Origin of the sequence: Streptomyces sp. NBC_01142 (assembly GCF_026341125.1) — a bacterium.
Lineage (GTDB): Bacteria > Actinomycetota > Actinomycetes > Streptomycetales > Streptomycetaceae > Streptomyces.
This window is the reverse complement of record NZ_JAPEOR010000002.1, coordinates 1,236,529-1,256,459: the sequence shown is the minus strand read 5'-3', so window position 1 is coordinate 1,256,459 and position 19,931 is coordinate 1,236,529. Positions and strand designations below refer to the sequence as shown.

The window sequence follows — 19,931 nt, the reverse complement described above, 5'->3', positions numbered from 1 at the left end:
AGGGGACAGCATGAAGGCGTACATCGTCGGCGTCGGGATGACGAAGTTCGAGAAGCCCGAGTCGAGGGACTGGCAGTACTGGGACATGGCCAAGGAGGCCGGGACCAAGGCCCTTGAGGATGCCGGGATTCCGTACGAGCAGGTGCAGCAGGTACCCGTCGGCTACTGCTTCCAGGCCTCCACGGCCGGCCAGCGGGCCGTCTACGAACTGGGCCTGACCGGCGTCCCCGTCTACAACGTCAACAACAACTGCGCGACCGCGTCCACGGCGCTGATGATGGCCCGGCAGTTCGTCGAGGGCGGCATCGGCGACTGCGTCCTCGCGCTCGGCTTCGAGAAGATGGCCCGTGGCGCGCTGGGGGCGGGCGCCGACGGAGGTGACTTCACGACGTCGCCCGTCGCCCGTCACTACGGCGTCATGGCGGCCGGGCACGGCTTCGGGATGTCACCGCCCACCGCACAGATCTTCGGCAACGCGGCACGCGAGCACATGGAGCGGTACGGCACGACCGAGGCGCAGCTCGCCGCCGTCGGCGCCAAGAACCACAAGCACTCGGCGAACAACCCCCACGCCCAGTTCCAAGACGTCTACTCGGTCGACGAGATCCTCGCCGCGAAGACGATCCACCATCCGCTGACCAGGCTCCAGTGCTCGCCGACCTCCGACGGTTCGGCCGCGGCGGTCGTCGTCTCCGAGCGGTTCGTCGTCCAGCACGGGCTGCACGACAAGGCCGTGGAGATCGCGGCCCAGTCGATGACCACGGACACCGAGGCCTCATTCGCCTCCGGCTCCTGCATCGACGTCGTCGGCAAGCCGATGTCGCGGGCGGCGGGACAGCAGGTGTTCGAGGCGTCCGGGCTCGGCATCGAGGACGTCGATGTCGTCGAGCTCCATGACTGCTTCTCCATCAACGAACTGCTCACCTACGAGGCGCTGGGCATGTGCGCGGACGGCGAGTCCGGGAAACTGGTGGAGAGCGGCGCGACGGCCTACGGCGGACGGTGGGTGGTCAACCCGTCCGGCGGCCTGATCTCCAAGGGGCACCCGCTGGGCGCGACCGGGCTGGCCCAGACGGCCGAGCTGGTCTGGCAGTTGAGGGGCGAGGCGGGCGCACGGCAGGTGGACGGCGCCCGGGTGGGGCTCGCGCACAACATCGGCCTCGGCGGGGCGGCGGTGGTCACGCTGCTGCGGAGGTCCTAGGTCCTAGGTCCATCGAGGTAGGTCCAGCGAGCCCCGGTCCGTACATCGATATCAGGATGTACGGACTGCTCGGTGGCTGAGACCATGACCGTCATGGTTCACGCCCCTGACGCCGAAGACACCGCCCGATCAGCGGTATCCGCCCCCGCTGCCCGCTCCGCGCGTACGTGGGCGGTGCTTCTCGCCGCGTGTGCCGGCCAGTTCCTCGTCGTACTCGACGTCTCCGTGGTCAATGTCGCGCTCCCCTCCATGCGCGCCGACCTCAGGCTCTCCACGACCGGCCTGCAGTGGGTTCTCAACGCCTACTCCATCGCCTTCGCCGGCTTCATGCTGCTCGGCGGGCGTGCCGCGGACATCTTCGGCCGCAAGCGGATGTTCCTCGTCGGGCTCGGGCTCTTCACCGCCGCCTCCGTCGCGGGCGGACTCGCCCAGGAGGGCTGGCAGTTGCTGGCCGCCCGCGGCGTACAGGGCCTCGGCGCGGCCGTACTCGCCCCCGCGACCCTCACCATCGTGACCGCGGCCGTGCCGCCGGGCCCCGCGCGGACCCGGGCGATCGGCACCTGGTCGGCGGTGGGCGCGGGTGGCGGCGCGGCCGGTGGACTCGTCGGCGGTGTCCTCACCGACCTGCTGTCCTGGCGCTGGGTGCTGCTGATCAACGTGCCGGTCGGCGCGCTGGTGCTGGTGGGCGCGGCGCTCTGGCTCACCGAGAGCCGGGCCGGCGACGGCCGCCGGCTCGACCTGCCCGGCGCTGTACTGGTCACGGGCGGCCTCGCGGCGGTCGCGTACGGCATTGTCCAGACCGAGGAGTCGGGCTGGACCGCGCCCGCCACCCTGCTGCCGCTGCTCGGCGGCCTTGCCCTGCTCGGCCTCTTCGTGGCGGTGGAGGCCAGGACCCGGGCGCCGCTGATGCCGCTGAAACTGTTCCGGTCACGGGCGGTGTCCGCCGCGAACGTGACGATGTTCGTCTGCGGCTCGGCCTCCTTCGCCATGTGGTTCTTCATGACGGTGTACGCCCAGAACGTGCTGGGCTACACGCCGTTGGAGGCGGGCCTGGCGCTCATCCCCAGCTCCCTGAGCGTGGTCATCGGCTCGAAGCTCGCACCCCGGTTCATGGTCCGGGCCGGGGCCAGAAACGTCGCCGTCCTCGGCGCGCTGGTCGCGGCCACCGGCTTCGGCTGGCAGTCCACGATGACCGCCGACGGCACGTACCTCGTCTCGATCCTCGGCCCCGGCATCCTGATGATGGCGGGCGTCGGCCTCGCCGCGACCCCGCTCGCCTCCCTCGCCACATCGGGCGCGGCACCGGGCGACGCCGGTCTTGTCTCGGGCCTGATCAACACCTCCCGCACGATGGGCGGCGCGCTCGGCCTGGCCTTCCTCTCGACGGTCGCGGCCGCGCGTACGGCGGGCGGCACGGACGCGGAGGCCCTGACGGCCGGGTATGCGCTGGCGTTCCGTACCGGGACGGGGGTGCTGCTCACCGGGGCGGTCCTGATGCTGTTCTGGCTGCCGCGCCGGACGGAGCCGTAACGGACGAGCGGCCCGCCGCGGTTCGGCACGAGCCGGTCACGAGGCTGGTCGGCACGAGCCGGTCAGGGGCCGTCGGGCTGGAGCCGTCACGGGGCCGTCCGGCAGGAGTCGGTCACGGGGCCGGCGCCGGCCGGTCACTCGCGGCAGCCGGTTACTTGCGCCGGCCCGTCGCGGCAGCCCGTCACCGCCGCAGGCCGGGCAGCCTCCGCAGCTCCTCGACCTTCAGCAGCCGCGCCAGCCCGAGATACCCCAGCGCCATGACCACACCCCCGGCGGCCAGCGTCAGGACGCCCGCCCCGATGCCGGTGCCCGCCACCGTGGCGCAGGCCCGGGAGACGCCCCAGCCCGCGCCCCCGGCCAGGGCCGCCGCGACGGCCAGCGCGGCGTAGGTGCGGCCCAGTGTCCGGCCTTCGTCGATACGACCGCCGAGCCGCCTGCGCAGCCGCCACACGGTGAGCGCGAGCCCGGCCACGTAGGAGAGCGTGTACGCGGCGGCCATGCCGGTGACCGCCCAGCGCGCGGGGAGCAGCACATGGCAGACCGTGGCCAGAGCGATGTTCACGGCGGCGATCCAGGCGGCCATCAGGAACGGTGTGCGGGTGTCCTCGAAGGCGTAGAAGCCGCGCAGCAGCAGATACTGCGCGGAGAACGGAATCAGCCCCAGCCCGAACGCCTGCAGCATGTACCCCGAAGGCTGCGCGGACGCGGCGTCGGCCGCGCCGTGCGCGAACAGCAGCGCCGAGATCTGGGGGCCGAAGGCGAGGAAGAAGAAGCCCGCGGGCACGATGGCGACACCGCTGACGCGCAGCGCCCGGGTCAGGTCGGCGCGCAGGTCGCCCGTGCGGCCCTCCGCGGCCGCCCGGCTCATGCGCGGCAGCAGCGCGGTGACCAGGGAGACGGTGATGATCGACTGCGGCAGCAGCCAGATGGTCTGCGCGTACGTGTAGGCCGTGTACCCCGCACCGGCCCGCGGCAGCGCCAGGTCGGCCGCGTTGGCGTAGTTGGTCACCACGGCCAGGGCGACCTGATTGGCCAGCACGAACAGCAGGGTCCACTTGGCGGCCTGGATACTCCTGCCGAGTCCCGTGCCCCGCCAGTCGAACCTGGGGCGGAACCGGAAGCCCGCGGCGCGGGCGAACGGGATCAGCGCCACGGCCTGCAGCGCGATCCCGCAGGTGGTGCCGATGCCCAGCAGCCGGACGTGGGCCGCGGTGATGTCCTCCACCCGACCGGGGACCGTCATCAGCCCCATGTACACCGCGAACATGCCGATCAGTACCGCGTTGTTCAGCACCGGTGTCCACATCATCGCCCCGAACTTCTCGCGGGCGTTGAGGACTTGGCCGAGGATGTTGAACATGCCGTAGAAGAAGATCTGCGGCAGCAGGAACCGTGCGAAGACCACCGTCAGTTCGAACGCCTCATGGCGCGCCGGGGTGTCGTCCATGTACACCCCCACGATCTGCGGGGCCGCCCACACCGCCAGCGCCGTACCGATGGCCAGTACGCACAGCACGAGCGTGACCAGACGCTGCTCGTACGCCTTTCCCCCGTCGGGCTCGGTCGACCTGGCACGCACCAGCTGCGGGACCAGCACCGCATTGAGCGCGCCGCCGATCAGCAAGGTGTACAGACTCGTCGGCACGGTGTTCGCGGTGTTGTACGTACTGGCCAGCAGCCCGGTGCCCAGCGCCGCGGCCTGCAGCACCTGCCGGATCAGGCCCGTGGCGCGGGACACCACGGTGCCCAGCGCCATCAGCATCGACGCGCGCGCCGACCCGCCGCTCCTGCCCGCCCTGGTCTTCCCGTTCGTCCGCCTGCCGACGGGCAGCCCCTCGGGGTGCCCGGCCGCGGTCTTCGTCCCCTCCACCATGCGACAAACCTATGTGATCAACAGGTGGGCGCCGACCGGCGATTGCGGCTGCTCACAGCCAGCCCTGCCGGCGGGCCGCCCGCACCGCCTCCATGCGATTGCGAGTGCCCGTCTTGCCGATCGCGGACGACAGATAGTTCCGTACGGTCGACTCCGACAGATGCAGTGTCGCCGCGATATCGGCGACCGTCGCACCGTCCACCGAGGCGTTCAGCACATCCCGCTCGCGCGCGGTGAGCGGGCTCGGCCCGGCGCTCAGCGCCACCGCGGCCAGCGCCGGGTCGATCACGGTCTCCCCGGTCAGCACCCGCCGGATCGCCTCGGCCAGCTCCTCGACGGGCCCGTCCTTGACCAGGAAACCCGCGGCCCCCGCCTCCATCGCCCGGCGCAGATAGCCGGGCCGGCCGAAGGTGGTGAGGATCAGCACCCGGCAGTCGGGGGCCTCGTCCCGCAGATCGGCGGCCGCGTCCAGCCCACTGCGGCCGGGCAGTTCGATGTCGAGCAGAGCCACATCGGGCCGCGAGGTGAGTACGGCATCCACGATCGCGTCGCCCCTGGCCACCTGAGCGACCACCTCGATGTCCGGCTCCAGATTGAGCAGCAGCGCGAGGGCGCCGCGCATCATGCCCTGGTCCTCGGCGAGCAGGACGCGTACGGACTTGGCGGGCCGGTGATCCCGGGGCATCTCTTCCACGGGCCAAGGGTATGACCGAACGGCCCACCGGGCGCGGGCACACGGCCCCGGCCGCCGGGGGACCACCGTGCCCCCGGCGGGTGGGACACACGACCCGGCCACCGGGACCACCACGCGCCCGGCCGGTCACCGGGACCACCGTGCCCCTGGCGGGTGGGGCACACAACCTGGCCACCGGGACCACCACGCGCCCAGCCGGTCACCGGGACCACCGCGCCCCGGCGTCAGAAGGCCGTGAACCCCGATCTCACCCGCGCGAAGTCGTTCATGACCTGCATCGTCGGCCCCGCGTGGCCGCCCTGGGTCGAGGAGTCGCTGTACGACATCACATGACCCAGCGAGCCGGTGAGGGTGATCAGCTTCTTCATCGTCACCTGATCGTCCACGAACTCGTCGACGGGAAAGGCCTGGTGAGCCTGCTGGAGGATCTGGATGTGGTTCGTCAGCCGCTTCTTGGCAGCATCCCGGTCGTTCTCGTGCAGGTCGTCGAGGGCGAAGAAGGTGATCTCGCTCGTCCACAGCCCCACCGCGTGAACGGTCACGGTTTCGGCGGCGAGCGTCAGCGCGTCCGACAACGAGATGTCGAGGCGGCGGCTCTCGCGCGCCACCGTGTCCACGTACTGAACCGTCGCCGTACCGAGGCCCGGCAGCCCCGCGTCCGTGGGCTCCCGGTCCTTGGGGACCTGGATCTCCAGCACCACCCAGTAGGTCTCGCCGAACGCCAGATCCGGGGCGAAGATCCTGATCCCCTTCTCCTCGGTGATCAGATCGGGCAGCGCCTCGGTGCCGTAGTCCTTGCGCGCGAGCTGCGCCGCCTTCGCCGCGTCCCGTACAACTCCCGCCCGTGCCTTCGGATCGGTGACGAGGTCGTGCCCGTAGAGGTGCCACACGGTGACGGCGGGATCGATGTCGATGCGCAGCTGGATGTCGATCGCGGCAAGGTGATCACGGCGGTTGAGATCCTCGAGAAGATTCGACCGGACCTGCTCGGGGCGTGTGACGAACGTCGAATGCCCGCCGGCGGTTCCCGCGAGCGCCGCGAGTTCGGGCATGCGGGCGTCCGAGCCGAAGCCGAAACACGAAAGTGTCAGGTCACCGCGCAGCTTCGCCGCGATATTCGTCCGGATCTTGATCCAGTCCCGCTCGCCGGATGTCGGGTCGCCGTCCGAGAAGAGATAGAGACGGTTCACGGTACGGCCGCTGCTCGCGCGGCGGCTGATCTCGTCGATTCCGTACAGCACGCCGAGATTGATGTCGGTTCCGCCGGTGGCGGTCATGCCCGCCACGATCGCCGAGAATTCCTCCTCCGGAAGATCCTTCTTCCGGGTCGCCCTCAGGAGCGTGTCCACGCGGCTTTGGAAGGTGACGATGCCGAGGGAGTCCGACGGGCGCAGCCGCTCGTAGATCTCCTGCAGCGCGGATTTGACGGTGTCGAGTTTCTGGCCCGCCATGGAGATGCTGGTGTCCACGACGAAGACGAAGTTCACCGGGAGCGGTTCCTTCGCGGGAACATCGTCCGCCGCGGCCGTGCCCGTCTTCAGTGCGATCTCGACGAAATGCGTCGTCGCCTCGTGCGCCTTGAACTCGCCCGGTACACCGGTGAGTCCATGGCTGACGGCGACCGCCTCTCCCGGCGGCGGTGCGGGCACCTGACCGGTGCGTGCGGCAACGAAGTCGTCGAAGCGGATGTGTTCCTGGTCGATCAGAATGCCGCTCTCGATCAGCTCGGTGACTCCGAGCACCGACCGGGTGCCGTAGGAGTTGTTCCGCCGGATGAAGAGGCCGTCGTGGGGGAGGGGGACGCGGGGATCCCGGGGTGCGCGGACGTCTGAGCCTGCCCTCGGGCCGGGGACGGGCGACCTGCCGCTTGACTGGTGCGCGTCTCCCGTGGGGGGTCCGTACAACCTGTCCACGTGCACGTCACCGCTTCTCGGCCTGCCGAGCCATTGCGATTGGCTACGGAAGACGAGCTCGTCTTCGTCGCCGCCCCTGGCTGCCTGGGGCGCAGGCGCAGGCGCAGGCGCAGGCGCAGGCGCCGGCACAGATGCAGACGCAGGCGCCGGCGCCTGCGGCCGCGGCTGCGTGCGGCTGCGCGCCCTCCTCGCCATGGGCATGGGAGCGTCCCGCGGCACCCTGAGCCCCGGGTACACGACGCGGCCCTGGCCGAGCCAGTGCCACAGAAGGCTGTCGGGAGTGTGCCGACCACCGGCGTAGGAGTCCGGCCCGAAACCGAGGGAGTCGGGGTGGACCACGACCGTCGGTACCTTCTCCGCCGCGATCGAACGGACACAGCGGCGTACGAAATCGGCGTACGCATCACTGCTGTCGATCACCCCGGCGGTGCGCAGACCGCATCGTGTCGCGTAGAGACCGCATTCATCCCGCCTCCGATGCGCCTCCACCGACGGCAACGGTGGGCCGTGGGGGTCGGCGGTCAGGAGGAAGGCTGTTCCGTTCGACAGCTCGTCGTGCTGGGCGGTCGGAGGCCTGGCAGGGTCGCAGGCGCGGAGCGTGGCACCCAGTGTGAGCAGGCTGTACAGGAATGTGGCCGGTGTCGGGGCCGGGCCCGTGTCCCACACCTCGTACGGGTTGCGGTCGGTCTGGACGACCACCGCGCCGCGAGACTCCGCGCGCAATAAGTCGTCCACCTGCGCCGGTTCATGGGCGGCCGTCGCTGCCAGTGCCAGCCCGTGTCGTCGGGCGCGCTCGCGGCAGGCCCGATCCAGGCGGGGGCGTGGCAGGCCGAACTCGGGCCCGGCATAGAGCACAGCGGGGATTGCGGATCCAGGTCCGCCGGGGTCGTTCGCCGTATGCACGTTCTCTGTATCCTTCTCCGTGTCGTTCACCAGGTCGTCCACCGGGTCGTCCACCGGGTCGGATGTCACGCCGCGGCCTGACCGTAGCGGGCGGGCAGCGGGCAACGGCCGTCCAGCTCGGTGCTGGTCCGCACCCGCTGGTCGAACATTCCTTCCGCTCTCATGCGCCGCAGCCAGATGTCCAGTTCGCTGCTGATTCCCTCGCTGTCGGCAGCCAGCCGCACCGCCTTTTCACGGTCCCCGGCGGAGTTGCCGAGCAGCAGGAGCTTGATCTTCAGTGCGATGCTGTGTTCGTTTCTCGATTCGATCTTCAGCGCCTCGTCGACATACCCGGCGGCCACCGCGATATTGGATCTGGCCAGCGCGATACGGGCCTTCCAGTACCAGAATTCCTCGGCCTCGCGGTCGACTTCTGCCGCTTCGAGGGCACGTTCCGCCTGGTCGGGTTCCTGGCCGGCGACGAGCCTGGCCACTTTCGACAGCGCTCGCTCCTCGGTCCTCCCGGAACCCTCCTGGCGGCGTCCGCCCGTGAAGAAGCGTCCGGTGAGGAGGAGGACGGCGAGGAGAAAGGCCAGCAGGATGCCGACCAGGATCATGAACTGCTGGGACCCTTTGCCTTCCGCGAGGGTGGCGAAGATCCCGAGGATCGCGATGGCGAAGGCGAATACGATCACGGCCCCGAAAAGAGCGGTGGCCTGTGCAGACGTCAAGGCCCGGAACATCTTGTGCTGAATGATGTTGCGGACGAGGTCCCGGTAGAGAAGAAAGAGGACCCCGAGTGCGACGCCGCCGAATCCGGCTATCCCACCGAGGACCTGGAACAGCTCCAACATGACACGGACTGTAGGCCCTTGGGCACGTTCGCGTACCGGATACGGGACATCCTCGGCCGGCCGGGACGAGGGGCTACGGCACCCTCTCGGGGGTTCCCGCCAACAGGTCCGCCGTCACCCGGAACCCTCCCTCCGGCACCGGGCCCGCGTCCAGGGATCCGCCGGCCGCGGTGACGCGTTCCGTCAGACCCTTCAGACCGCTGCCGGGTGGGGTCGTGCCCGTGCCGCGGCCGTTGTCCGTGATGACCAGGCGGATGCGTTCGGGAGTGCCGGTCAGATCGATCTCGCAGCGCGAGGCCCCGGAGTGGCGTACGGCGTTGGTGACGGATTCGCGTACGACCCAGCTCAGCAGCGCCTCGGTCTGCGGCTCCAGGGGCGGGCCCGACTGGCGGACGACCGGGGCTATGCCGGCGGCGGTCAGGGTGGAGCGGGCGCCGTCCAGTTCCGTGGAGAGGCGGCCCTGCCGGTAGCCGGTCACCGCTTCCCGTATCTCCGTCAGGGCCTGGCGGCCGACCGCTTCGATGTCGCAGACCTGGGCGAGGGCCGCGTCGATGTCGCGCGGGGCGAGGCGGCGGGCGGCCTCCGACTTCACCACGATCACCGAGAGGGTGTGGCCGAGCAGATCGTGCAGATCGCGGGAGAAGCGCAGCCGTTCCTTTTCGACGGCCGTACGGGCCAGCTCCTGCCGGGTGGAGCGCAGTTCCCGCACCGTCTCGGCCAGGGTGAGGATCGCGGCGGTCACCATGCAGGAGAGGAACGTGCCGTACGCGACGTTGATGGCGCCCCAGCCGTCCCGCAACCCGGCGATGAGGCCGGCCAGGGCGCTCAGGCCGAGTCCGGTCGGGCCGATCTGCCTTCCCCGTACGACCGATCCGGTGGCCAGGCCGAGCAGCGGGAAGTAGAGCAGCCAGTTGCCGCCGTAGCCGATCGCCAGAGCGCAGGTGATGACGGTCATCGCGATGAGCAGATGGACGGTTGTGCGCGCTTCCCGCCTCTCCTTGACGAAGGCGCGGAAGACGACCCAGATGTACAGGGAGTTGAAGGCCAGCAGGCCGGTACCGCCGATCCAGGGGTTAGGGGTCCTGCCCTGGAGGAGGTTGGAGAAGGCTCCCATGCCCATCAGCAGCCACGGCAGCATGGCGAAGCCGTTGGGCGGGCCCATTTCCTCCGCGAGCCGTGCGGGCTTCCTCAGTTTGGGCACCGTTCCCCCTCTTGCCGTCCGTCCCTCACACCGTCCGTCCCTCATGCCGTGCCCCTCATGCCGTGCCCCTCATGCCGTGCCCCTCACGCCGTCCCCTTCACGCTGTCCCCTTCACACCGTCCGCGCCGACCGACGGTAGGAGATCATCGCGTACGCACCGAACAGCGCGGCCCAGAAGGCCAGCACGGCCACCGTGGTGAGGCCGGGGGCGCCGCCGTGCGTCGTGGCCCGGCCCAGGTCGGCGAAGCGGTTGGCCGGGGTGTACGCGGACAGGGTCCGCAGCCAGCCGGGGAACAGGTCCACCGGGAACCAGAGTCCTCCGACGATCGCGAGCCCCAGGTTGCAGGCCACGTTCACCACGCCCGTCGTCTGGGCGGTGAGGCGGTAGCCGTTGCCGATGCCGAGCAGGGTGAAGGGGAGCGCGCCGAGCCAGAGCAGGACGGTCAGCACCGCCCACTGCCAGGCGTCCATACGGACGCCGTTGACGAGGCCGCCCGCCGCGAGCACGGCGGCGATGGCGGGCAGGACGACCACGGAGCCGGTGATCGCACGGCCGGTGACCACCTGGCGGGGGCTCATCGGCGTGATCCGCAGCTGCCGCAGCCAGCCGAGGGACTTGTCCTCGGCGACGCCGGTTCCGGTGGACAGGGCCGCACCGAGCGCGCCGTACGCGGCCATACCGACCATGGAGGCCGTCTTCCACTCGTCCTCATACTCCCTGCCGCTCACGCCGATATTGGTGAAGAGCAGGTACATCAGCACCGGCATTCCGATGCCGAAGATCACGAAGCCGGTGTCCCGCAGGGCGCGGCGTACTTCGAGCTTGACGTACTCGAGCGTCATCGGGCGGTCTCCAGTTCGGAGGAAGCTGAGGGGGCGGGGGAGGTGAGGGCGAGGAAGGCGTCGTCGAGCGAGACCGGGGCGACTTCCAGGCCCCGGATCGCGTCAAGGCCGGCGAGGGCCATGACCGTGGCGTCCGAGTCGTCCGTACGCAGCCGGGCGCGGTCCTCGCGAATCTCGACCGAGACGACTCCCGGCAGCAGGCCGAGCCCCTCGGTGCCGCGGCCCGCGAGGTCGAAGGAGACGAGATTGCCGCCGGCCGCGCGCTTGAGCTCGTCGCTGGTCCCGTCGGCCACGATCCGGCCGTGGTCCACGACGACGATCCGGTCGGCGTTGTCGTCGGCCTCCTCCAGATAGTGGGTGGAGAACAGGACGGTGTTGCCGTGCCGGGCGTAGCCGCGCATGGAGTGCCAGAAGGCGTGCCGGGCCTCGACGTCGAGCGCCGCGGTCGGCTCGTCGAGAACGATCAGCTCCGGGTTCCCGGCGAGCGCGACGGCGAAGCGGACGCGCTGGACCTGGCCGCCGGAGAGCTTGTCGGCGCGGCGGTCCGCGAGCTCGGTGAGCCCGGCCAGCTCCAGTGCCTCGGCGACGGGCAGCGGCCGCGGGTAGGTGTGCGCCACGAACGTGACCAGCTCCCGCACGGTCACCCGCGGGATTGGGCGGCCGTCCTGGAGCATCGCGCCGACCCGGCCGGCGGTGACCGCCTGCCCGGGGGCGTGGCCGAAGAGCCTGACCCGGCCGGAGTCGGGGTCGTTCAGGCCGAGCATCAGGCTGATGGCGGTGGACTTGCCCGCGCCGTTGCGGCCGAGGAGGGCGACGGTCTCGCCGCGTCGGATGTCGAGGTCGATGCCGTCGACCGCACGTACCGCGCCGAAGGCTTTCGCCGCCCCGGACAGGCTCACCGCCGGTCCGGTCTCTGGTGTCTGGCTGTGCGTCCGCGTCATGTGGATCACGCTACGGAGACGGCCCAGGGTCCCGGCAGATACGCATGTACGGACTCGGCAGTGACAAATGTCCCGGGTGCCGGGCCGCATCTGACATGGTGTCAGCAGGCTTCACAAGTTCCGGGGGCTGCGTTATACATAGGGGCCATCGGCCTAGAACGCGTTCTAGAACGGGTGCCGGGGCCGGTCCCGTACGACCTCGGTGCGGCCGACGGTGCGGACGGCCGCGCCGAGGTCTTCCACTTCCCAAGGAGCAGCATCCTCATGCCCATCGATGCCGCCAAGGCCGTTGCCGCCGAACCCCGCAGCACCGAGATCAGCTGGGACCACAAGGACATCCAGCTCTACCACCTCGGCATCGGCGCGGGTTCGTTCCAAGGCAAGCCCAGTCCGGCAACGGACCCCGACGAACTGCGCTACACCCTGGAATCAAAACTGCATGTGCTGCCGAGCTTCGCCACCGTCGCCGGCGCGGGCATGGGCGTGGTGGGCGGGATCTCGGCCCCCGGCCTCGACATCGATCTGGCCTCCGTGCTGCACGGCGGGCAGACCGTCGAGTTGCACCGGCCGATCCCGGTCAAGGGCAGGGCGGTGTCGACCTCCCGTGTCGCGGCCGTGTACGACAAGGGCAAGGCCGCGATCCTCGTTCTGCGCACCGAGGCGGCCGACGACGAGGGCCCGCTGTGGACGAGCGACGCCCAGATCTTCGTCCGCGGAGAAGGCGGCTTCGGCGGCGACCGCGGTCCCTCCCCGCGCATCGAACTGCCGTCGCGTGAGCCCGACAGGACCGTGGAGAGGTCCGTCCGCGAGGACCAGGCGCTGCTCTACCGGCTCTCCGGCGACTGGAACCCGCTGCATGCCGACCCCGAGTTCGCCAAGCTCGCCGGCTTCGACCGGCCGATCCTGCACGGGCTCTGCTCGTACGGCATGACACTCAAGGCGGTCGTGGACACGCTGCTCGACGGGGATGTCACCCGTGTGCGCTCGTACAGCACGCGCTTTGCCGGGGTGGTCTTCCCCGGCGAGACCCTGCGCATCCGGATGTGGCAGCAAGGCGGCAGGGTCCAGGTGGCGGTGACCGCGGTCGAGAGGGACGAGGCGCCGGTCCTCGCCGACACCATCGTCGAGCACTCCTGAGCCGGCTTCCCGAGTTGGCTTTCCCGGACCGGCATTTCCGAGCCGGCACTCGTGAGGCGCTTTGCCGGACCGGGCATCCCGAGCCGACATTTTCGCACCGAGATTTCCTGAGTCGAGTTTCCCCGAAGGGAGCCGCACCGTGCGCGCAGCCGTACTGCACGAGATAGGGCAGGACAAGCTCGAAGTCCTCGACGACGTCGAGGCGGTGGGCTTCGGCCCCGGCAAGGTCAAGATCCGGGTCCGGGCCACCGGACTGTGCCACTCCGACATCTCCGCGATGAACGGTGTGCTGCCGCAGCCCGCGCCCTTCATCCCCGGACACGAGGGCGCCGGCGAGATCGTCGATGTCGGCGACGGCGTGAGCGGCATGAAGCAGGGCGACCGGGTGCTGCTGTGCTGGCTGCCCGCGTGCCGCATCTGTCCGGCCTGCAAGCGCGGCCAGACCCAGCTCTGCCTCGCGGGCTTCATGAACGCAGGCACCCCCAACTTCAAGCGCCCCGGCGGCAGCCCCTCTGATGTATTCGGCTTCGCCGGCACCGGCACCTTCACCGAAGAGGTGGTCGTCGACGCCGGCTGCGCCGTGCCCATCCCCGACGACGTGCCGTTCGACATCGCCGCGCTCATCGGCTGCGGAGTGACGACGGGCCTCGGAGCGGCCATCAACACCGCCGAGGTGAGCACCGGTGCGTCGGTCGCCGTCATCGGCTGCGGCGGCGTCGGCATCTCCGCGATCCAGGGCGCGCGGCTCAGGGGTGCGGCCCAGATCATCGCCGTCGACCCGGTGGCGGCGCGGCGCGAGGCGGCCCTCACATTCGGTGCCACGGAGGCCGTCTCCCCCGAGGAGCTGGCCGACGCCAAACAGCGCGTCACCGCGGGCGAGGGCTTCGACTACGTCTTCGAGGTCGTCGGCAAGTCGGCGACAGCCCGTACGGCGTACGAGACGACCCGGCGGGGCGGCACCCTGTGCATCGTCGGCGCGGGCGCCATGGACGACTTCCTCCAGCTCAATATGTTCGAGCTGTTCTTCGACGAGAAGCGCATCCTGCCGTCGATGTACGGGGGTGGGGACGTCCTCACCTCGTACGAGCGGGCCATCGCCCTGTGGCGTGCAGGACGGATCGACCTCGAAGGGCTGATCACCCACCGGGTGCAGCTCGCGGAGATCAACGACGCCCTGGCCCAGATGCGTACGGGCGAGGCACTGCGCACCTGTATCGAGATCTGAAGGGGACCGAGTGATGTCACTGCCACTCGACGGCCTGTCCGCGATCGTCACGGGGGCGGGCCGCGGTCTCGGGCGCGCCGAAGCCCTCGAACTCGCCCGGCTCGGCGCGAGCGTCGTCGTCAACGACTACGGGCGGCCCGGCCGGGACGGTTCGGGCGATGCCTCGGCCACCCCGGCCGAGGAGGTCGCCGAGGAAATCCGCGCGGCGGGCGGCTCCGCCGTCGCCCACCAGGGCGACGTCGCCGACTTCGAGCAGGCCCGCGATCTCGTCGAACTGGCCGTCGCCGGCTACGGCAAGCTCGACATCCTGATCAACAACGCGGGCATCCTGCGCGACCGGATGGTCTTCTCGATGACCGAGAGCGAGTGGGACTCGGTGATCCGCGTCCACCTCAAGGGCCACTTCAACACCACCCACTTCGCCTCCGTCCACTGGCGCGAGCGCTCCAAGGCCTGTGGTGCGCCGGTCTACGGCCGGATCGTCAACACCTCGTCCGAGGCGTTCCTGGCAGGCTCGGCCGGCCAGCCGAACTACGCGGCTGCCAAGGGCGGCATCGTCGGCCTGACCACGTCCACTGCGCTGGCGCTGGCCAAGTACGGGGTGACGGCCAATGTGATCTGCCCGCGCGCCCGGACCCGGATGACCGAGGACGTGTTCGCGGGATTCCAGGAGCCGGAGTCCGGACGGCTCGACCCGCTGGCGCCGGAGCATGTCGCCCCGCTGGTGGGCTACCTGGCCTCGCCGGCGGCGGCCAGGGTCAACGGCCAGCTGCTCGTCGTGCACGGCGGCATGGTCGCGATCGTCGAACGGCCCAAGGTGGTGGCGCAGTTCGACACGGCGAAGGAGACGTTCACCTTCGACGAACTGGACGAGGCGATCACTCCGTACTACGCGGACCGGCCGCCGAACGAGACCTTCGCGGCGGCGGAAGTCCTGGGCCTCAAGCGCGGCCAGTGACACAGGGGCAGTACGCGAAGGGGCCGCCACAGCCTCGCCGTGGCGGCCCCTTCACCTCCTGCCCAGCCGCCCCCGTCAGGAGCCGCTGCCTACCTCTCCCGGACGCCGGTGCCTGCCGTGCGAGGGAGTCGTCGAGTCCTCCGTCGTGGCCGCACCGCCCCGGTGCTTTCCGGCGCCGCCGGCTTCGCCCCGGTCCGCGGCCGCAGGCTGCGGACGCGTCCGGGTCGTGTCGGTTCGGGCTTCAGACATGTGGGAAGTCACCCCGTCGTGATCGCTGATTACGTGTCACAGGGCCCGCAACACCCACGCACCGCATCACCCACGACACCGTCACCGGCCTCCGGCCGGTGCGGCTGCGCAGCCCCGGCCCGAGAGTTTAACCAGGGGCCGTGCGGCCGGTGAGAGGTGCCTGCTGCAAAGGAACGGGCCTGCACACAACAGGACTCCCGGTGTCGCCGGACGGTTCCCCACCAGCGCGTTCCACTTGTGCCGGTTCCGTGATCACCTGTGGTTCCGTGATCAACTGCGGCTCGGCGGTCATCTGCGGATCGGTGATCACATCCGATACGCATGCGTCCTCCGGTCCTTCGAGCAGCGCCACCCCGCACGGCACCGCGGCGGTCGCGTACGGCAGATGCAGGACGCCTTCCCGGCTCCACAGCCCGGCCCCCGCCAACCATCCTTCGGGTGCGACCAGTTGATGCAGGCGCCGCAGTGCGGGACGCCATACGCCCAGCCAGCTGCCCGCCGCCCCGTCGATCCGCAGCGCCACTGCACAGCTCTCCGGCATCAGCACCTGCCCGGGCTGCACGGCGAACGGCGTCACCGCGCAGTCCGCGAGCCGCAGGCAGTCGGGGAAGCGCACCGGCCGCAGGCTTCCCACGACCCCCCACCCCAGCCGGTCGTGACCGGGCGCGTTCGACCGTACGAGCAACAGGCCGCTGTCGGGGTCCGCCAGCAGCAGCCGGTCGTCGCTGTCCTCCGTGATCTGCAGCAGCGGCGTCACCTCACCGTCCCGCCCCAGATCCACCGCGACCGCCTTCACCGGCCCGCCGCCCGGCCCGGCGTCCAACTGCACGTCGAGGGCGAGTATCCGCCCCGTACGGTCCAGCCACACCCCGCCGGAGCAGCGCCCCGGCACCTCGGCGACATGCTCAGGGCCGAACGCCCCGCCCGCCACCAGCCAGATCGAGGTGGACTGCGCGCCCGGCGCCAGCGCGTAGGCGCTCAGGCCGTCCGGGGAGGGCGGAAGCAGGGTCACTTCCGCGGCCTCGATCCCGCCGAGCGGCAGTTCGCCCGTCCCCGGCCCCGTCGGGTACAGCAGGGAGAAGGTGTGCCGTCCCGCCACCCGCCGCCGGATCAGCACCCGCCCGTCGGTCAGCGGCAGCACCTGGGCCTCGCGCTCCTCCGGCTGGTCGAGCGGCAGCGGCACGGCATAGGGCTCGGGCCCGTCGAGGGTCCACCGTTCCGGGAACAGTGCCTCGCCCTCTCCGGCCAGCCGGGCCGCATAGGCGCCGCCCACAGTGATCGTGAACGTCGTGCTCCCCGTACTCCGCGCACTCCCCACGGCACCGTCCTCCGACCCGTCCTCTGCGGCGGTCTCGATGGCACAGGCTGTCATCGGCACGTCACCTCCGGCCATGAAGCATGGTTTCGCACTTCCTGCCGAACAACACGAGACACACCTCTTCACACATAAGGGTGGCCATGTCCGGGTTCGCCTGAGAGGAAAGCGGCAATTGTGCTCAGGGGGATGCCGGTGCCCGAAATCGGGCACCCCGAGCAACGGGGGCGGCACCGGGACGGGCAGCTGCCCGGTGAAGCAAGTCGGCAGGTGAGCGAGGGCCTGCGGGGCACGGACGGAAGGTAGCCTTTCCCCGTGCCCCGTCTGTCTGAAGTCCTCGCCGCGCTCGACGCCCTGTGGCCCCCCGAGCGGGCCGAGCAGTGGGACGCCGTCGGCACGGTCTGCGGTGAGCTCGACGCCGAGATCACCCGGGTCCTGTTCGCTGTGGACCCCGTCCAGGAGATCGCCGACGAGGCGATCTCGCTCGGTGCCCAGCTGATCGTCACCCACCACCCGCTCTATCTGCGCGGTACGACGACTGTCGCGGCCTCCCACTTCAAGGGCCGCGTCGTGCACACCCTGATCAAGCACGACATCGCCCTGCATGTCGCGCACACCAACGCCGACACCGCAGACCCCGGCGTCTCCGACGCCCTCGCGGGCGCCCTGGACATCCGGGTCGTACGCCCCCTCGTGCCGGACCCCGCCGATCCGAAGGGCCGCCTCGGCCTGGGCCGCATCTGCGAGCTCGACCACCCGCTCACGCTGCGGGAATTCGCGGCACGCGCCGCCGAGCGGCTGCCCGCCACCGCGCAGGGCATCCGCATCGCGGGCGACCCCGACGCCGTCGTCCGTACGGTCGCGGTCAGCGGCGGTTCCGGCGACAGCCTCTTCGACGCCGTACGCGCGTCCGGCGTGGACGCCTTCCTCACCGCCGACCTGCGCCACCACCCGGCGTCGGAGGCGGTACAGCAGTCACCGCTGGGGCTGATCGACGCCGCCCACTGGGCCACCGAATGGCCCTGGTGCGAGCAGGCCGCCGCCCAGCTCGACGAGATTTCCGACCGGCACGGCTGGGGCCTTCGGGTCCACGTCTCGCACACGGTCACCGACCCCTGGTCCTCCCACCACACTTCTGGAGCCCCCAACTGAACGCCGCGCCCGCCGACCAGATCCGACTCCTCGACGTCCAGGCCCTCGACGTACGTCTGTCGCAGCTCGCCCACAAGCGGAAGTCGCTGCCCGAGCACGCCGAGATCGAGTCGCTCACCAAGGACCTCACGCAGCTGCGCGACCTGCTGGTCGCCGCGCAGACCGAGGAGAGCGACACCGCCCGCGAGCAGACCAAGGCGGAGCAGGACGTCGACCAGGTGCGCCAGCGCGCCGTACGCGACCAGCAGCGCCTCGACTCCGGTGCCGTCTCCTCGCCCAAGGACCTGGAGAGCCTGCAGCGCGAGATCGTCTCGCTGGCCAAGCGCCAGGGTGACCTGGAGGACGTCGTCCTCGAGGTCATGGAGCGCCGTGAGTCCGCGCAGGAGCGGGTCGCCGAGCTGACCGGGCGGGTCTCCTCCGTCCAGGCCAAGGTCGACGACGCGACCGCGCGCCGGGACGCCGTGCAGGAGGAGATCGACGGCGAGTCCGCGTCGGTCACCAAGGAGCGCGAGGTCGTGGCGGGATCCGTACCGGCCGACCTGCTCAAGCTGTACGAGAAGCTGCGGGTGCAGCAGGGCGGGGTGGGCGCGGCCCGTCTCTTCCAGCGCCGCTGCGAGGGCTGCCGGCTGGAGCTCAACATCACCGAGGTGAACGACGTCAAGGCGGCGTCCCCGGACACGGTGCTGCGCTGCGAGAACTGCCGCCGCATCCTGATCCGTACCGCTGAGTCGGGGCTGTAATGCGGGAGTTCGTCGTCGAGGCCGACGGCGGCTCCCGGGGAAATCCCGGCCCCGCCGGTTACGGCGCGGTCGTTCTCGACCCCCGGACGGGGGAGACGCTCGCGGAGGCGGCCGAGTACATCGGCGTGGCGACGAACAATGTCGCCGAGTACAAGGGCCTGGTGGCGGGGCTGAAGGCGGCGAAGGCCCTCGACCCCGAGGCTTCCGTCCGGGTCCGGATGGACTCCAAGCTCGTCGTCGAGCAGATGTCGGGCCGCTGGAAGATCAAGCACCCGGACATGAAGCCGCTGGCGGCGGAGGCGGCGAGGGTCCTGCCCCCCTCCCAGGTGAGGTACGAGTGGATCCCGCGGGAGAAGAACAAGCACGCGGACCGGCTCGCCAACGAGGCGATGGACGCGGGCAGGAAGGGCAAGCAGTGGGAGCCCTCGCGCTCCACGGCGGAGCTTGCGGCCCTGGACGCGCGCGACGCGGAGGCGGCGCGGGTGGTGGGCGACGCGACGGCGGGCGCGGCGAAGGCACGCGCGGCGCTGGCGGGCCGTCCCGCGTCCGAGGAAGCGGTCACCCCGCCGGTCGGCTGGGCGGCCTCGGCGGACCTCGGTGCCCCGGCGACCTTTGTCCTCCTGCGTCACGGCGAGACGGCCCTCACCCCCGAGAAGCGTTTCTCGGGCAGCGGCGGCAGTGACCCCGAACTGTCGGGGACCGGCCGCCGCCAGGCCGAAGCGGTCGCCACGTCCCTGGCGGCGCGCGGCACGATCGAGGAGATCGTCAGCTCCCCGCTGAAGCGCTGCCGCGAGACCGCGGAGGCCGTCGCGGCCCGCCTGAACCTGGACGTCCGCATCGAGGACGGCCTGCGTGAGACGGACTTCGGTGCGTGGGAGGGCCTGACGTTCGCGGAAGTCCAGGAGCGGTACGGCGACGACCTGACGGCCTGGCTCGCCTCCGCGAAGGCGGCCCCGACGGGTGGCGGCGAGAGCTTCGCGACGGTGGCGCGCCGGGTCTCGGCGACCCGCGACAAACTGATCGCCCGCTATGCGGGCCGCACCGTTCTGCTGGTCACCCACGTCACCCCGGTCAAAACTCTGGTCCGCCTGGCGCTGGGTGCCCCGCCGGAGTCGCTGTTCCGCATGGAACTCTCGGCGGCCTCGCTCTCGGCGGTGGCGTACTACGCGGACGGCAACGCGTCGCTGCGCCTGTTGAACGACACGTCGCACCTGCGCTGACGG

Annotated in this window: 16 protein-coding genes; 8 read left to right on the top strand and 8 right to left on the bottom strand. The window is 70.8% G+C overall.

Annotated features, from left to right (window positions below; all coding sequences use genetic code 11):
* Nucleotides 1–10: 10 nt before the first annotated feature.
* The gene (locus OG883_RS23090) at nt 11–1,201 is read left to right on the top strand and encodes a lipid-transfer protein (protein ID WP_266544002.1); all 1,191 of its coding nucleotides are present in this window, start codon (nt 11–13) and stop codon (nt 1,199–1,201) included.
* Nucleotides 1,202–1,294: 93 nt separating this feature from the next.
* Nucleotides 1,295–2,731, top strand: a complete 1,437-nt coding sequence (locus OG883_RS23085; RefSeq protein WP_266543999.1) for an MFS transporter — start codon at nt 1,295–1,297, stop codon at nt 2,729–2,731.
* A gap of 181 nt (nt 2,732–2,912) precedes the next feature.
* On the opposite strand, the gene murJ is transcribed toward OG883_RS23085, so the two are convergent.
* The 7 genes from murJ to OG883_RS23050 form a co-directional block, all read right to left on the bottom strand.
* Nucleotides 2,913–4,604, bottom strand: a complete 1,692-nt coding sequence (gene murJ, locus OG883_RS23080; protein WP_266543998.1) for a murein biosynthesis integral membrane protein MurJ — start codon at nt 4,602–4,604, stop codon at nt 2,913–2,915.
* A gap of 52 nt (nt 4,605–4,656) precedes the next feature.
* Nucleotides 4,657–5,289, bottom strand: a complete 633-nt coding sequence (locus OG883_RS23075; RefSeq protein ID WP_266549360.1) for a response regulator transcription factor — start codon at nt 5,287–5,289, stop codon at nt 4,657–4,659.
* Between the two features lie 233 nt (nt 5,290–5,522).
* Entirely contained in the window at nt 5,523–8,183 is a 2,661-nt protein-coding gene (locus OG883_RS23070) for a VWA domain-containing protein (protein ID WP_266543996.1), read from the bottom strand.
* Nucleotides 8,180–8,947 carry a hypothetical protein gene (locus OG883_RS23065; RefSeq protein WP_266543993.1) on the bottom strand — a complete coding sequence of 256 codons (768 nt, stop codon included), beginning with the start codon at nt 8,945–8,947 and terminating at the stop codon, nt 8,180–8,182. Before OG883_RS23065 ends, OG883_RS23070 begins: the two co-directional genes overlap by 4 nt.
* A 73-nt stretch (nt 8,948–9,020) precedes the next feature.
* Nucleotides 9,021–10,109, bottom strand: a complete 1,089-nt coding sequence (locus OG883_RS23060; RefSeq protein WP_266549357.1) for a sensor histidine kinase — start codon at nt 10,107–10,109, stop codon at nt 9,021–9,023.
* Between the two features lie 150 nt (nt 10,110–10,259).
* The gene (locus tag OG883_RS23055; RefSeq protein WP_266543990.1) at nt 10,260–10,991 is read right to left on the bottom strand and encodes an ABC transporter permease; all 732 of its coding nucleotides are present in this window, start codon (nt 10,989–10,991) and stop codon (nt 10,260–10,262) included.
* A complete protein-coding gene (locus tag OG883_RS23050) occupies nt 10,988–11,932 on the bottom strand; it encodes an ABC transporter ATP-binding protein (protein WP_266543987.1) in 945 nt (314 codons plus the stop codon). Before OG883_RS23050 ends, OG883_RS23055 begins: the two co-directional genes overlap by 4 nt.
* Nucleotides 11,933–12,196: 264 nt before the next feature.
* On the opposite strand from OG883_RS23050, the gene OG883_RS23045 reads away from it, so the two are divergent.
* From OG883_RS23045 to OG883_RS23035, 3 genes are all read left to right on the top strand, one after another.
* Nucleotides 12,197–13,069, top strand: a complete 873-nt coding sequence (locus OG883_RS23045) for a MaoC/PaaZ C-terminal domain-containing protein (protein ID WP_266543985.1) — start codon at nt 12,197–12,199, stop codon at nt 13,067–13,069.
* Between the two features lie 139 nt (nt 13,070–13,208).
* Nucleotides 13,209–14,294 carry a Zn-dependent alcohol dehydrogenase gene (locus OG883_RS23040; protein ID WP_266543982.1) on the top strand — a complete coding sequence of 362 codons (1,086 nt, stop codon included), beginning with the start codon at nt 13,209–13,211 and terminating at the stop codon, nt 14,292–14,294.
* A 13-nt stretch (nt 14,295–14,307) separates the two neighbouring features.
* A complete protein-coding gene (locus OG883_RS23035; protein ID WP_266543979.1) occupies nt 14,308–15,252 on the top strand; it encodes a 3-oxoacyl-ACP reductase in 945 nt (314 codons plus the stop codon).
* Between the two features lie 376 nt (nt 15,253–15,628).
* On the opposite strand, the gene OG883_RS23030 is transcribed toward OG883_RS23035, so the two are convergent.
* Nucleotides 15,629–16,873 carry a hypothetical protein gene (locus OG883_RS23030; protein WP_266543977.1) on the bottom strand — a complete coding sequence of 415 codons (1,245 nt, stop codon included), beginning with the start codon at nt 16,871–16,873 and terminating at the stop codon, nt 15,629–15,631.
* A 258-nt stretch (nt 16,874–17,131) separates the two neighbouring features.
* Here OG883_RS23030 and OG883_RS23025 point away from each other — a divergent pair, with 258 nt between their 5' ends.
* The 3 genes from OG883_RS23025 to OG883_RS23015 are packed head-to-tail and all read left to right on the top strand — an operon-like array spanning nt 17,132 to nt 19,928.
* Entirely contained in the window at nt 17,132–17,968 is an 837-nt protein-coding gene (locus tag OG883_RS23025) for a Nif3-like dinuclear metal center hexameric protein (RefSeq protein ID WP_266543974.1), read from the top strand.
* On the top strand, nt 17,965–18,708 hold the full coding sequence (locus OG883_RS23020; RefSeq protein ID WP_266549354.1) for a zinc ribbon domain-containing protein: 744 nt from the start codon (nt 17,965–17,967) through the stop codon (nt 18,706–18,708). The genes OG883_RS23025 and OG883_RS23020 overlap by 4 nt, the downstream gene beginning before the upstream one ends.
* A complete protein-coding gene (locus tag OG883_RS23015; protein ID WP_266543971.1) occupies nt 18,708–19,928 on the top strand; it encodes a bifunctional RNase H/acid phosphatase in 1,221 nt (406 codons plus the stop codon). The genes OG883_RS23020 and OG883_RS23015 overlap by 1 nt, the downstream gene beginning before the upstream one ends.
* Nucleotides 19,929–19,931 lie beyond the last annotated feature (3 nt).